The following is a 14113-nucleotide window of genomic DNA, read 5'->3' as shown; positions in this document are numbered from 1 at the left end:
TTATGTTTTCTGTGTGAATCTGAGTAAACTATAACCTCGTCTGGATGGTTGTCCGAGCGGCCGAAGGAACTGGTCTTGAAAACCAGAGGGCGGCGACCCCGTCCCGGGGGTTCAAATCCCCCACCATCCGCCATTTATCCTCAGTAACGATATCGTTGACAGGTACGTCACGGCAGGAACGATAAAAGCCTCAGAAGACTTTTCTGAGGCTTTTATCGTTCCTGAACTTGCTCCTATTCCTCCCCGCACTTTTCAACCTCTGCGACGTCGACTGTAAAACTAGAATCATCAGTGCGCTTCAACTCCCAGAATATGAAAGCTCCAGGAGGTATGAAAAGCGTCAACAATACCCGAAGGATATGGTCAGCATTTCCTGGTGCAGCAGCCATGCCAGATAGCCGCCGTGTAACAAAAGCTGCATCACGTCTCGTAGTGCTTTGGCGTTTTCGCGCCGCACCTCTTAAGCTAGGCATTAGACTCTCCTAACCTGACTGGGAGGGATGCCCGCCCAGTCCCAGGAATGATCCGACTGCCACACCCAGTCCTGGAGGAATAACCATGACCGACCGTGAATTCTCAAACCGTGCCACTGCCGGTGCCGATCAAGAGGACCTGGCGCAACAGCAAACGTCAGACCAAGAACTTTCCGAAGGAATGCGGGCCAGGGCGGTAGAACACCGCGAATATCGACGCCGCATTATTGGTTTGATCGCGGGTGTGCTCGGGGCGGTGCTGATCTTCTGGATTATGCCAACCGATCTGGACGTCTGGCCCAGACTCACGGCAGCCACGGCAGTGCTGATGGCGGTGTGGTGGATGACTGAGGCTATCCCAATCCCTGCTACAGCGCTGTTACCGCTGATTATTTTTCCATTAGCCGTGCCTGCTGCAGAATCCGATGGAGGCGTCACAGTCTCAGCGGTCGGGGCCAACTACGGCAATGACGTCATCTTCTTATTCATGGGCGGTTTTTTGCTGGCCCTGGGTATGCAACGGTGGAATTTACACCGACGTATCGCGCTCATGGTGTTGCGATGGATGGGTTCCAACACCAAGGCACTGATCGCCGGGTTTATGATCGCCACAGGATTTCTATCGATGTGGGTGTCAAATACGGCGACTGCAGTCATGATGTTGCCGATTGGGATTTCAGTGTTGTTATTGGTCAAGCGCATGGCTGATGGCGAAGACACTCAGCAAGTCATTGATACTGGCGCAGAGACTGTAGCTACTTCGGAAGAAACACAGACGGTAGCAAAAACAAATTTCGGTACCGGTTTGATGCTGGCAATTGCCTACGCGGCCTCTATCGGGTCCCTCGGCACGATCATTGGCACCCCACCAAACGCCCTCTTAGCAGCCCATATGGCTGCCAACCATGACATGGAACTCGGCTTTGGACGCTGGATGCTGGTGGGTGTCCCGCTATCGATCGTGTTAATGTTCGGTGCCTGGTTTATTTTGACCAAGGTCATGTTCAAACCCGAAATCGATAACATCCCGGGCGGCGCTGAGCTCATTCGCAATGAGTTCAAAAAGCTTGGACCGATGTCCAGAGGCGAACTGACGGTGTTGCTTGTGTTCATCGTCGCAGCCATTTCTTGGGTCTTCATCCCGTTAATCTCCGAATACATCCTGGGCTTGGAGGAACCTCTGATCTCCGATGCCGGTATTGCCATGGTTGTTGGGCTGGCCATGTTCTTACTCCCTGGCGGGGCGGCCAAAGGGGTCCGACTGTTGAATTGGGATACCGCGCTGAATCTACCCTGGGGCGTCCTGTTGCTATTCGGAGGCGGTCTTGCCCTGTCGTCGCAGTTCTCAGACTCCGGGCTTTCCGAATGGTTAGGGACTCAAGTGGAGGGCCTGGCTGGAGTATCAGTATGGATCCTGGTGGCCCTGTGTGCGGTGGGCATTCTGGTGCTGACGGAAATGACATCAAATACCGCCACGGCAGCGACCTTCTTACCGGTAGCTTCCGGAATTGCACTGGGTACCGGTGTCGAACCGCTGATGCTCACGGCACCGGTGGCGTTGGCAGCCACCTGCGCATTTATGCTGCCAGTAGCGACCCCACCCAATGCGATCGCTTATGGTTCCGGGTATGTCACGATTGGCCAGATGGTCAAGGGTGGTGCGTTAATTAACGTGCTGGCGGCCATATTAATCACCATCACTGCTATGACCTTATTGGTCTGGGTGTTTGGTATCGCCTACTAGCTCTGCGATGCAGCACCGGGGCGGGCGCGCTACACTCGGTGGAAGGATGACTAAACCTAACAAAGATACTGTGCTGGATCGCGTGCTTCGCATCCTCTCAGCTTTTGACGCCCGCCGACGGCACCTATCCGTCACCGATTTATCCCAGCTAGCCGGTATTCCGTTAGCCTCGACGTATCGTCTGGTGAGCCAATTAGCACAAGAAGATATTCTCACTCGCTATGCTGATGGGACCGTCGGGTTAGGCATGCGGTTATGGGAATTGGCCGCGCGATCCTCCCCTGCGGTCAGTCTTCGAACTGCTGCTATGCCATTTTTGGACGACGTCCAAGCAATCTTTCGTCAACACACCCAACTGTCCGTCTTAGACGATCACGAAGTCCTAGTCGTTGAGCGCCTTTCCTCACGTAACTCGGTGGTTAATCAGGCTACGGTGGCTACGCGCATGCCCATTCACACGGTGTCGATGGGCCTTGTGCAGCTTGCCTTCCAACCATCCCACGTCGTCGACGATTACTTTGCCATGTACCCGGAAGCATCACAGGTTCGTTATCCAGGCTCCGGCAGTATTGTCAATACGTTGGCCAGGATTCGTCGTGAGGGATACGCGATGCTTGATGGCATGCTCGATGACGGTACCACTGGTGCCGCAGTACCGGTGTTCGACAAACCCTCAGGACGACATCGGGTAGCGATCGCGGCCATCTCCGTGGTCATTCCTGATGATTTCGAACAACGTTCCGCCGTCATTCCGGTGCTGATGGCTGCCTCACGCGGGCTCACCCGCGCATTACATCCCGTGACCGAAGCCAAGTGATTCTCACTCAGTGAGAAAGTAGTGGCGCATACCATGTGTTGTGTCCGACACTTAGAGAGATAAAGAACACCTTGAGAATTCATCGACAGGAGTTTGGGTGACCCTACAAACCGAAACCACACAGGTGGGCATTGTTGGCGGCGGTCCAGCCGGACTGATGCTGTCGCATTTACTGTCCCGAGCAGGCATTGACAACATCGTGTTGGAAGCCCGCGACCACGAGACCATCAAAAATACTCACCGTGCCGGCATCTTAGAGACCGGGGCCGTGGAGATGCTTACCGACTACGGGGTGGACTCTCGGATCAAAGAGATCGGCTACGAACACCACGGGATTGATCTGCGCTTCAACGGTGAATCCCACCGGATTAACTTCAAAGAACTCGTTGACGCTTCGGTCTGGCTCTACCCACAAAACGAAGTTTTTGTTGACCTAGCTGCTGCCCGGGCTCGCGACGGGGGCGATGTACGCTATGAACATACCGTCATCGGCGTGGAAGACGCCGAAACCGATCAGCCAAAGATCCGATACACCGATTCCAACGGTAACGAAGGCGTCATTGCGGCTCGCATTGTTGTTGGCACCGACGGCTCTCGCTCATTCTGCCGTCGCGCGATCCCGTCCGAGACTCGTCAAGAACACAAGATCGAATACCCATTCGCCTGGTTCGGTATTCTCACCGAGGCTCCGCCAAGTGCAGAAGAACTGGTCTATGCGAACTCGCCGCGCGGATTTGCACTGATTTCACAGCGCAACGAAACCGTCCAGCGCCACTACTTCCAGTGTGACCCTGAAGAAAACCCAGATGACTGGACCGAAGATCAGATCTGGAATGAACTACAGGCTCGGGTTGATGGCCCGGATGGCTTCCAGCTCAAGCGCGGTCCGATCTTTGATAAAACTGTTTTGAAATTCCGCTCATTTGTCGCCGAACCAATGCGCTGGGGTAACCTCTTCTTAGCCGGTGACGCCGGTCATACCGTTCCGCCAACCGGTGCGAAAGGTCTGAATCTTGCGTTTGCTGACGTCAAGATACTGTTTAACGCATTGGAGGAATTCTTCACTTCCGGCAGCACCACTGGCATTGATAATTACTCAGAAACTGCGCTCAAGCGTGTTTGGAAGGCTCAGAACTTCTCGTACTGGATGACCAGCATGCTGCACACCCGTGATGATGCCACCTCATTTGAAGCCCGTCGAGCCATTGGTGAACTCCAAACCGTGGTCGGCTCCAAATATGGCCGTCAATATCTAGCCGAATCATACTGCGGCTGGCCGCACGAATAACCCACCGATACGACGAAAGGATTGCGAAGTGGCTGACGATACCGCACGCCTGGATCCACAGGCAACCACCGACCCGCAAGAAACCATCGACGCCGAAATCGCCCAGATTGAAGGCGATTACCGCGCCAGTGTCGAAGCAGATCCATCCAAAGAGGAAACTCAGCCACGGTTGAACTACCCACCGTACCGTTCCTCGCTGCTGCGTCACCCTACCAAAGACCTATACCACACCGACCCGGAAACCATTGAGCTGTACTCGCCAGCTTTTGGTCATCGCGACGTGCACATTCTGGAATCTGATCTGACCGTCCAGCACAATGGTGAACCCATTGGTGAACGCATCAAGGTTCGCGGTCAAGTCGTGGACGGCAATGGTCGTCCGGTGCGTGGTCAGCTCATCGAGATCTGGCAGGCCAATGCCGCCGGTCGCTATATCCATAAGCGCGACCAGCACCCTGCCCCAATCGACCCAAATTTCTCTGGTGTCGGCCGGGCGATTACCGGTGACGACGGCTCTTATGAGTTCACCACGATCAAACCGGCCCCTTATCCGTGGAAAAACCACCACAACGCCTGGCGTCCGGCTCACATTCACTTCTCGCTATTTGGTACCGATTTCACCCAGCGCATGATCACCCAGATGTATTTCCCGGGTGACCCATTATTCCCGCTGGACCCGATCTACCAAGGGATTACCGACCAGAAAGCCCGCGACCGTCTGGTTGCAACCTATGACCATTCGGTGACCAGCCACGAGTGGAATACCGGCTACACCTTTAACATCGTATTAACCGGATCCCAGCGCACCTGGATGGAGGACGAAGACCATGACCATTAATGACCTGACCCCAACGCCCGGCCAAACGATTGGCCCATTCTTTGGCTACTTCAACGCCGCAGAGTCTGTGCACCTGCCGTTTGAAAACGGCCCGCACCTGGTACCACCCGGTGACGAACGCGCTATCCAGTTGACCGGTACGGTCTACGACGGCGCCGGTGAACCGATTCCGGATGCGATGCTGGAGATCTGGCAGGCCGATGAAAACGGCAACATCCCGAATCAGGATGGTTCACTGGTTCGCAACCCGTTTACCTTCACCGGGTGGGGACGCGCCACTGCAGACAACGTGGGCGGGTATCACTTCACCACTGTGGAGCCAGGCCCAACCGATGAAGGCAAGCCGGCATTCATCCATATCGTCGTCTTTGCACGCGGGCTGCTGAATAAACTGCACACCCGCGCCTATATCCCAGACTCCCCCGGTCTGGAAAATGATCCCACCATCGTGGCTCTGGGGGATCGTGCCGAAACCGTCATTGCCAAACGCGACGGCAAACGCCTGATCTTGGACATTCACATTCAGGGTGACAACGAAACGGTCTTCTTCCAGTTCCCTGGCATGACCTATCCGAAACCATAGGTTGTAATTGACTGGTACCCGCCCGTTTTCTCGGGCGGGTATCGTTGTGTCTAAGACCATTTGCAGAAAGGGATACACTCACGTGTACGATTTCGGCTTGCTCAGCCCCGCATGGGCCGGTACCCGCGCGGCAGAGCTCACCTCAGATACCGCCTTCGCCCAGGCAATGCTCGATGTCGAAGTGGCCTGGTGCACCGCGCAGGTAAAATTTGGCACCGCACCCGAATCCATCACCGCCGCGGTAGCCGCAGCAGGTGACATCGACGACTATGACCTGGTCGCCATTGGCCATCAGACCCCCAACGGTGCCAATGCCCTGATCCCATTGCTGGCAACAATGCGAGACAAAGTCGCCGCAACCAACGCCGACGCCGCAACCTATGTGCACCGGGGGGCGACTTCACAAGACATCATCGACACGGCACTGATGCTGCTGACCGCTCGGGTGGGTGACCATGCCCTTGAGCATCTGAAGACTGCGGTGCGACAACTCACCGACCTGGCAGCAGCACATGCCAATACCGTGATGATCGGCCGCTCGTTGGATCAACACGCCCAACCCATCAGCTTTGGCTACCGGGTATCCCAGTGGGTTGAAGCTCTTGGCAGCGCCGGGCAACACTTGGAGACCGTGCTTGGCAACCTCCCGGTGCAGTGGGGCGGAGCCGTGGGGACCTCGACTTGGTGGGTTGATTACTTCCGAGCCGAGCAGCCCGAGAACGATCCCATGTCGCTGGTCAACCACCAGCGCGAAGTATTGGCCGAAGAACTTGGCTTAGTCTCGGCTTCCGTGTGGCATGCCAACCGTATTCCGGTCATCACAGTCGCCCAAGCCGCATTCCAGGTGGTTGCTGCTGCAGCAAAACTTGCCAACGACGTCCTCACCGCCGTCCAGGCTGAGCATGCTGAACTGGCCGAACCCACCGCACCGGGCCGGGGCGGTTCCTCGGCTATGCCGCACAAAAGCAATCCTGTGCTATCCATCAGGTTGAAGAGTGCAGCCCAGGTAGCAGCCGGTGACCTCAATACACTACACACCGGCGTGATCGCCAATACTGCCGAACGTGCCGACGGCGGCTGGCATACCGAGTGGGCCGCTTTACGCGATCTGCTACGAACCACCGGGGCTGTCACTGAAATTCTTGCCGAGCTGACCGGTGGCCTGGAGGTTTTCCCCGAGGCTATGCGTCGCAATCTGGACATTCACGGCAATTATCTAATGCTCGGCCGGATCACCCAGTGGCTCGGGCCGGTGGTCGAAGCCCACGGCAGTGTGCCAAAGGGCACCGGAAAACACTTTGTGCAAACCACCTGTCAGCAAGCCATTTCCGATGGCGATGACCTTGCCGAGACTCTTGTGGCCAAACTGCCCGAGGGGCTGGTGAGTGTCGATGCTATCAATACAGTATTAGATCCTTCCGGATACCTGGGAGGAGCCGCGACCATCGTGGCAGAAGTCAATTCGCGTTATAGAAAGTGGAGCATATGAGCCAACCTACGATCTCCGGTATTCAATTCACCGCACCAGATCCAACCAAACCACTGCTGGTTTTGGGGCCTGGGCTGGGAACCGCCGTTGAACCGCTATGGGGTAAGACCGCCCAACTATTAGCCGAGCACTATGAAATCATCGGCTACGACCTGCCCGGTCACGGACGTTCCGAAGCATCCACCGAACAGTGGACGTTGGACGGACTAACAGACGCCGTTGCCGCACTGACTACCGAAGCTCGCGGAACCACTGACCGTCAAGTGTTTTTTGCCGGGGTCTCGCTGGGCGGGGCTGTCGCACAGCGTCTGGCACTGCGCTATGGGGAGCTCTTTACCAGGATCGCCATGGTCTGTTCTTCACCAAAATTCGGCACCGCGCAAGCATGGCAAGAACGAGCCGAGTTTGTTGCCAAAGCCGGGACCCCAGCAATGGTGGAGCGCTCAGCAAAGACCTGGTTTGCCGATGGGTTCATTGAACAAAACCCCACCGATTCGACCGCGCTGTTACACTCGTTGCAAAACGCCGAACGCTTCTCCTATGCCCACGCCTCGATCGCCCTGTCAGAATTTGATATGTCTGATGAGCTGGGGCAGATTTCCACTCCCCTACTCGCGCTGGCCGGCGAAAAAGATCCGGTCTCGCCACCCGAGCATGCACGAACCGTGGCTGCAGCAGTCCAAAACGGTCAGTCGGCAGTGTTAGAAAACGTCGCGCACCAGGGCCCAACCGAAGACCCAGAAGGCACCGCAAATATACTGCACGCATTCTTCTCCGGTCACAACGTTGACCAGCACGACAGCGACCAGACCATGAGCGAAATATACGACGCCGGGATGGTGGTTCGTCGTGAAGTTCTCTCGGACGCACACGTCGACCGGGCTACCGCCAACGCCGATGAGTTCACCGCAGACTTCCAAGAAATGATCACCCGCTATGCCTGGGGCACCATCTGGACCCGCCCGGGGCTGGACCGCAAGATGCGCTCGGCGGTAACCCTGACCGCGATGGTTGCTGGAAAATACTGGGATGAGCTAGCTATGCACGTCAAAGCAGCGCGCCGCAACGGCCTCACGGTTGATGAGATCAAAGAAATCCTATTGCAGACCGCCATCTATTGTTCGGTGCCTGCCGCCAACGTCGCGTTCTCTGTGGCCAAACAGGCCTTAGCCGAATACGACGAACAAGAAAACTAGGGATGCATAGCGACAAGGGCTCGATTCAACCACCGGATTGAATCGGGCCCTTTATTATGCGTCCGTCACATAAGCTTTCGCTACGTGATCTTCACCGCTATACTCAAAGTGTCACAGAACGAACTTGTGTTCGCACAGCGAACATAAGTTAGAACCTTTGCTTCAGGCTCGGAAGGAATCATGCAGCAGGTATATGTTTACGACGCGGTACGCACCCCGTTTGCAAAGCTGGGTGGCGCGCTCGCCAAGGTCCGCCCGGACGATCTAGCCGCCACTGTTATCACTAAACTTCTCCAACGCTACCCAAACCTTGATCACACCAAGATCAACGACGTCGTCTTTGGCAATGCCAACGGCGCCGGTGAAGAAAACCGTAACGTGGCGCGCATGGCGACACTGCTGGCTGGGCTACCCGCCTCCATCCCGGGTGTTACCGTCAACCGCCTGTGTGGTTCCTCGCTGGATGCCGCATTCCATGCCAGCTATTCGATTGGGGCCGGCGATAACGACCTGGTGATCACCGGTGGTACCGAGTCCATGTCGCGTGCCCCATACGTAGTACCAAAACCGGAGCGCGCTTACCCGGCCGGTCACAGCCAGATGGTTTCCACCACGCTGGGCTGGCGTCTGGTCAACCCGAAGATGCCCGCCGAATACACGGTCTCGCTGGGAGAAGCCACCGAACAACTCGTGGAAAAACACGGTGTCTCACGCGAACGCCAGGACCAGTTCGCCGCCCAGTCTCACCAGCGCGCACACGCCGCCTGGGAAGCCGGACATTACGACAACCTGGTTGTGGCCGTTGACGACGTAACTCGCGATGAGACCATTCGCCCAGAGAGCACACCGGAAACACTGGCCGGTCTGCGCACCGTCTTCCGGAAAGACAACGGCACCGTGACCGCCGGCAACGCCTCACCAATGAACGACGGAGCCGGTGTGGTACTGATGGGCTCTGCGGCCGCCGCCGAGACTCTGGGCGCCGACCCACTGGTGCGCGTGGTCTCACGTGGTGCCGCTGCGAATGAACCACAGTACTTCGGTGAAGCTCCAGTTCCTGCTGCCAACCTGGCGCTGGAACGCGCTGGTATTACCTGGGATCAGGTCGGCGCCATTGAACTCAACGAAGCATTTGCTGCCCAGGTGATCGTCAATCTGGATTCCTGGGGCATTGCCCTGGACGACGAACGCGTCAACGCCTGGGGTGGAGCAATTGCCCTGGGTCACCCACTGGGTGCTTCCGGCTCGCGTGTGCTGGGAACCTTAGCACGCCGCCTGAAAGCCGAAAACCGCCGCTGGGGTGTCGCCGCATTGTGTGTCGGCGTGGGCCAGGGTGTTGCGATGGTTGTTGAAAACGAAGACGCCACTGAGTAAAGGAAACGATATGACCAAGATTGTAGAATCTGCTAGCGAAGCCGTTGCCAATATTGACGACGGCTCCACGATCCTGATCGGTGGTTTTGGTAACGCCGGTCAACCCATGGAATTGATTGGTGCGCTGCTTGAGGGCGGTGCCAAGAACCTGACGATCGTCAATAATAATGCGGGTCAGGCCGATGAGGGCTTGGCGCTACTGATCAAAGAACGTCGCGTGGATAAAATCATTTGTTCCTTTCCACGCCAGTCCGATTCCTGGCATTTCGATGAGGCCTATCGTGCCGGGCAGATTGAGCTTGAGCTCGTTCCGCAGGGCAACCTGGCCGAGCGTTTACGTGCCGCTGGTGCCGGTATTGGCGGGTTCTTTACGCCAACCGGTTACGGCACGATGCTTGCCGAGGGCAAAGAAATTCGCGAGATTAATGGCCGCAACTACGTGCTGGAGTACCCCATCCACGGGGATGTGGCACTGATCAAGGCATTCCAGGCTGACCAGAAGGGCAACCTCGTCTACCGCAAGACCGCCCGGAACTTCGGCCCGGTCATGGCCACCGCCGCCAAACAAACCATTGTGCAGGTCGAAGAGATCCTGCCCACCGGTTCCCTGGATCCAGAAAACATTGTGACCCCGTCGATTTACACCGACGTGCTGGTGGCCATCGAAACCGAATCGAGCGCCCTGGCCGCCCGTGAACAAGGAGCAAAGAACTAATATGCTACGTGATGAACGCGTTGACCGTAATACCCTGGCCGAAATTGTTGCCGGTGACATCGAACCCGGTTCCTTCGTCAACTTGGGCATCGGCCAGCCCACCCTGGTCTCCAACTATCTGACCGCAGAACACGACGTCACCCTGCACACCGAAAACGGTATGTTGGGCATGGGACGCGCCGCCGAAGAGGACGAGATTGACGCCGACCTGATCAACGCCGGCAAAATCCCGGTCACCGAAACCCCTGGCGCGGCGTTCTTCCACCAGGCCGACTCATTTGCGATCATGCGCGGCGGCCACCTAGATGTCTGTGTGCTGGGGGCATTCCAGGTTTCAGCAACCGGTGACTTAGCTAACTGGCACACGGGTGCACCGGATGCCATCCCGGCGGTAGGTGGGGCCATGGATTTGGCCACCGGCGCCAAACAGGTCTATGTGATGATGAGCCTATTTACCCGCGACGGCGACATTAAACTCGTTCCTGAAGCCACCTACCCGCTAACCGGTGTTGGTTGTGTATCACGGTTGTACACCGATCACGGGATCTTTGAACTGTCCGAGTCTGGCACCGTGACCGTCAAGGCTCTGTTCGGGTTAACTTTCGAACAACTCCAGTCCAAGTCCGACATCGATTTTGTAGATGCAACCGGAAACTAATTCCGCACTGTTCGTCCAGTCGTTTGCCCGGGGCCTCGAAGTTATCGAGGCCTTCGGGCATGCGCCCGAGATGACGCTCACCGAAGTGTCCCAAGCCACCGGGCTCTCACGAGCCACCGTGCGACGTTTCGTACACACCCTGGTCAACTTGGGGTACATGCGTGCCAATAATAAACACTTCGCACTCACCCCCAAGATCATGAACCTGGGGTTTGCCTACCTTGCCTCCCAGCCACTGGTTGAACTAGTCGACCCAGTATTAGCGAACCTGTCCCAACAGCTTGGACAATCGACGTCTGTGTCGGTGCTGGACGGCACCGACGTCGTTTATGTTGCCCGCCAAGAAACCACATCCATTATGCGGATTAACATCACCGTTGGGACTCGCTTTCCGGCCTATGCAACCTCGATGGGACGCATCCTGTTGGCCGGGCTCAACGCCGCGGAGCTGGACGCGTATTTCGCCACGGCTGACCTCACAAAGGTAACCGATCAGACGATGACCGACGCAGCCGCCCTGCGTGCCGAATTGGCTCAAATTCGACAGCAGGGCTACGCCGTGGTTGAAGAAGAACTCGAAGTTGGCTTAGCTTCGGTGGCTGTACCGATTATCAATCGAGCCGGTACCACCGTGGCAGCCATGAACACCTCGGTTGCCGTTACCACCCAGGCTCCCGAGGATCTCACCGAGTTATTACCCCCGCTGCAGGCAGCTGCCGCCGAGGTCTCCAACGCGCTCTAGGATTCCCAGCGGGTCGCCTGGACAGCAAACGTATCCAGGACCCCGGCGTCATCAATGGTCGCCGGGGCAGCGACGTCTTCACCCTCTACAATCGAGCGCATCGTACGCCGCAGAATCTTGCCCGACCGTGTTTTCGGCAGTGCTGAAACCACATCGACATCACGGAATGCTGCCACAGCACCGAAATCTTTTCGCACCTTAGCAACCAACTCTTTGGCTAACTGCTCGGGCGAAATATTGGCATCGGCCGTCAAGACCACATAAGCAACCGGTTTTTGGCCCTTGAGCCCATCATTCACCCCGATGACCGCGGTCTCAGCCACTGCCGGATGCTCGGCAATCACCGATTCCAGCGTGCCGGTCGATAACCGGTGCCCGGCAACGTTGATGACGTCGTCCGAACGCCCCAGCACAAACACATAGCCGTCGTCATCGATATATCCGGTGTCTCCGGTTTCGTAATACCCAGGAAACGCCGCCAAATACGATAAATGGAACCGTTCTGGTTCGCCATACAGCCCGACCATTGCTCCCGGAGGCAGCGGCAGCTTGATGACAATATTGCCCTCGGTACCCGGTTCGACGGGCTCCCCCAGTGGGTTCACGACCCCCACGTCATACCCGGGTACCGGCACGGACGGTGAACCAGCTTTCAGTGGCATCGGCGCTAAGCCGCGCAGATTTGCCGCAATCGGCCAGCCGGTTTCCGTCTGCCACCAGTGATCCACCACCGGTTTGCCGGTTATCTTCCCCAGCCAGTGGTAGGTGTCCTCATCCAGACGCTCCCCGGCTGAGAAAATATTGGTCAGTTTTGACATGTCGTAGCGTTTCCATTGTTCTCCCGTAGGGTCGGCAGCTCGAATCGCCCGGTAGGCGGTGGGAGCCGAGAAAATCATCTTCGCTCCGTGTTCTGCAGCCACCCGCCAGAACGCTCCGGCGTCGGGTGTTCCCACCGGCTTGCCCTCATACATCACCGTGGTGGCACCGGCTACCAGCGGCGCATACACAATATAGGTGTGACCGACCACCCATCCAACGTCTGAGGCCACAAACATGACCTCGCCAGGTGCCACATCATAAATATTTGGAACCGACCAGGCAGCAGCCACCGCATAACCGCCGTGGTCACGAATTACGGCCTTGGGTTTTGAGGTGGTCCCGGAGGTGTGCAAAAAATACAGCGGGTCGGTGGCAGCAACCGGCACCGCATCCACAGGTTCTGATGTCGAACGTTGTTCGTCGAAATCCAGCCACGATGCATCAAATTCGGCAATCCGGTCATCAATTTCGCCACGCTGTTTCACAATGACGACCTCGGGTTGGTGTGTGGCCATGGCGATGGCTTCGGCCACATTGGGCAGATAACGCACGGTGCGGGACGGTTCTAATCCACCGTTAGCGGCAATCACGGCTTTTGGTTTGGCATCGTCCAACCGCGTGGCAATTTCTTTTGGAGCGAATCCGCCAAAGGTCACCACGTGGATGGCGCCGAGCCGGGCAACCGCCAGCATGGCGATCAGCGCTTCAGGGATCATGGGCATATAAATCAGTACTCGATCACCGCGCTCAATGCCCTGGTTCCGCAGTGCTCCGGCTAATCGGGCCACCTGGTCGAGCAGTTGGGCGTAAGTATATGTGATCTTTTGCTGTGTCATGACAGAGTCCCAGATCAACGCGGGCTGATCGTTTCGGCCTTCCGCAACCCACCGGTCAAGGGCCTGGTACGTGATGTTGAGCTGCCCATCCGGAAACCACTTCCACTGTGATTGACCGTCGTAGTCAAGTGCAGTCGTGGGTTTGGTGTGCCAGTCCAGTGTCTGAGCTTGTTCGAGCCAGAACGCTTCGGGTTCTTGACGAGCACGGTCAAATGTTGCTCGATATGTCGTTGCTGGGGCTTGCCTGTGCACCATGTTTCGTCTCCGTTGCCGATGCCAACCGAGTCGGTTGACTATGTATACATTGCGTGCATCACACCATAGCCCTTCTGCTGCAGCTTATATTTCAGAACGGTAGCTGCGACACGACGAACGGTTCGTTTTGCTCAAATCGATTCCATTCGATATGGTAAGAGGGTTATTTGAGCGCACTTTGCCGTTCAATAACCTGGAGGCGTGCCAGAGAGGCCGATTGGACTTCACTGCTAATGAAGGGTCTGTGTAACGCGGACCGGGGGTTCGAATCCCCCCGCCTCCGCCA

12 protein-coding genes and 2 tRNA genes are annotated in these 14113 nt (G+C 56.9%); 13 read left to right on the top strand and 1 reads right to left on the bottom strand.

Features of this window, described 5'->3' with window-relative positions; genetic code table 11:
• Positions 1-42 precede the first annotated feature (42 nt).
• The 12 genes from K8V32_RS08510 (at position 43) to K8V32_RS08450 (ending at position 11917) form a co-directional block, all read left to right on the top strand.
• Positions 43-133: transfer RNA gene (locus tag K8V32_RS08510), tRNA-Ser, on the top strand.
• Positions 134-558: 425 nt separating this feature from the next.
• Positions 559-2217: an SLC13 family permease gene (locus K8V32_RS08505; RefSeq protein ID WP_303905817.1), complete on the top strand. Its 1659-nt coding sequence runs from the start codon at positions 559-561 to the stop codon at positions 2215-2217.
• Between the two features lie 46 nt (positions 2218-2263).
• On the top strand, positions 2264-3034 hold the full coding sequence (locus tag K8V32_RS08500; protein ID WP_303905814.1) for an IclR family transcriptional regulator: 771 nt from the start codon (positions 2264-2266) through the stop codon (positions 3032-3034).
• 97 nt (positions 3035-3131) lie between these two features.
• Positions 3132-4322, top strand: coding sequence for a 4-hydroxybenzoate 3-monooxygenase (locus tag K8V32_RS08495; RefSeq protein ID WP_303905812.1), 1191 nt, complete (start codon positions 3132-3134; stop codon positions 4320-4322).
• A gap of 28 nt (positions 4323-4350) precedes the next feature.
• The gene (pcaH, locus tag K8V32_RS08490; protein ID WP_303905810.1) at positions 4351-5160 is read left to right on the top strand and encodes a protocatechuate 3,4-dioxygenase subunit beta; all 810 of its coding nucleotides are present in this window, start codon (positions 4351-4353) and stop codon (positions 5158-5160) included.
• On the top strand, positions 5150-5743 hold the full coding sequence (gene pcaG / locus K8V32_RS08485) for a protocatechuate 3,4-dioxygenase subunit alpha (protein WP_303905808.1): 594 nt from the start codon (positions 5150-5152) through the stop codon (positions 5741-5743). The genes pcaH and pcaG overlap by 11 nt, the downstream gene beginning before the upstream one ends.
• A 97-nt stretch (positions 5744-5840) precedes the next feature.
• Complete coding sequence (locus K8V32_RS08480; RefSeq protein ID WP_303905806.1) at positions 5841-7232, top strand: lyase family protein; 1392 nt, start codon at positions 5841-5843, stop codon at positions 7230-7232.
• Positions 7229-8428 (top strand): bifunctional 3-oxoadipate enol-lactonase/4-carboxymuconolactone decarboxylase PcaDC, encoded by a 1200-nt coding sequence (gene pcaDC / locus K8V32_RS14740; protein ID WP_524536720.1) that lies wholly within the window; start codon positions 7229-7231, stop codon positions 8426-8428. Before K8V32_RS08480 ends, pcaDC begins: the two co-directional genes overlap by 4 nt.
• A 180-nt stretch (positions 8429-8608) precedes the next feature.
• Positions 8609-9802: a thiolase family protein gene (locus K8V32_RS08465; RefSeq protein ID WP_303905803.1), complete on the top strand. Its 1194-nt coding sequence runs from the start codon at positions 8609-8611 to the stop codon at positions 9800-9802.
• 10 nt (positions 9803-9812) lie between these two features.
• Positions 9813-10517 (top strand): 3-oxoacid CoA-transferase subunit A, encoded by a 705-nt coding sequence (locus K8V32_RS08460; protein ID WP_303905800.1) that lies wholly within the window; start codon positions 9813-9815, stop codon positions 10515-10517.
• Between the two features lies 1 nt (position 10518).
• Complete coding sequence (locus K8V32_RS08455; RefSeq protein ID WP_303905797.1) at positions 10519-11175, top strand: 3-oxoacid CoA-transferase subunit B; 657 nt, start codon at positions 10519-10521, stop codon at positions 11173-11175.
• Positions 11159-11917 (top strand): IclR family transcriptional regulator domain-containing protein, encoded by a 759-nt coding sequence (locus K8V32_RS08450; protein WP_303905794.1) that lies wholly within the window; start codon positions 11159-11161, stop codon positions 11915-11917. Before K8V32_RS08455 ends, K8V32_RS08450 begins: the two co-directional genes overlap by 17 nt.
• On the opposite strand, the gene K8V32_RS08445 is transcribed toward K8V32_RS08450, so the two are convergent.
• Positions 11914-13827, bottom strand: a complete 1914-nt coding sequence (locus K8V32_RS08445) for an AMP-binding protein (protein WP_303905791.1) — start codon at positions 13825-13827, stop codon at positions 11914-11916. The two genes, K8V32_RS08450 and K8V32_RS08445, sit on opposite strands and share 4 nt — an antisense overlap.
• A gap of 195 nt (positions 13828-14022) precedes the next feature.
• Here K8V32_RS08445 and K8V32_RS08440 point away from each other — a divergent pair.
• Positions 14023-14113, top strand: a tRNA-Ser gene (locus K8V32_RS08440).

The organism is Enteractinococcus helveticum (assembly GCF_020742345.1).
GTDB classification, from domain to species: Bacteria; Actinomycetota; Actinomycetes; order Actinomycetales; family Micrococcaceae; genus Yaniella; species Yaniella helvetica_A.
The sequence above is the reverse complement of the archived record's forward strand: the minus strand, read 5'-3'. Positions and strand labels throughout refer to the sequence as shown.

Excerpts from the sequence above, each read along its gene's own strand:
- K8V32_RS08500 (WP_303905814.1), top strand. The coding sequence starts at position 2,264 with ATGACTAAACCTAACAAAGATACTGTGCTGGATCGCGTGCTTCGCATC.
- pcaDC (WP_524536720.1), top strand. The coding sequence starts at position 7,229 with ATGAGCCAACCTACGATCTCCGGTATTCAATTCACCGCACCAGATCCA.
- K8V32_RS08505 (WP_303905817.1), top strand. The coding sequence starts at position 559 with ATGACCGACCGTGAATTCTCAAACCGTGCCACTGCCGGTGCCGATCAA.
- K8V32_RS08445 (WP_303905791.1), bottom strand. The coding sequence starts at position 13,827 with ATGGTGCACAGGCAAGCCCCAGCAACGACATATCGAGCAACATTTGAC.
- K8V32_RS08450 (WP_303905794.1), top strand. The coding sequence starts at position 11,159 with ATGCAACCGGAAACTAATTCCGCACTGTTCGTCCAGTCGTTTGCCCGG.
- pcaG (WP_303905808.1), top strand. The coding sequence starts at position 5,150 with ATGACCATTAATGACCTGACCCCAACGCCCGGCCAAACGATTGGCCCA.
- K8V32_RS08460 (WP_303905800.1), top strand. The coding sequence starts at position 9,813 with ATGACCAAGATTGTAGAATCTGCTAGCGAAGCCGTTGCCAATATTGAC.
- K8V32_RS08465 (WP_303905803.1), top strand. The coding sequence starts at position 8,609 with ATGCAGCAGGTATATGTTTACGACGCGGTACGCACCCCGTTTGCAAAG.
- K8V32_RS08455 (WP_303905797.1), top strand. The coding sequence starts at position 10,519 with ATGCTACGTGATGAACGCGTTGACCGTAATACCCTGGCCGAAATTGTT.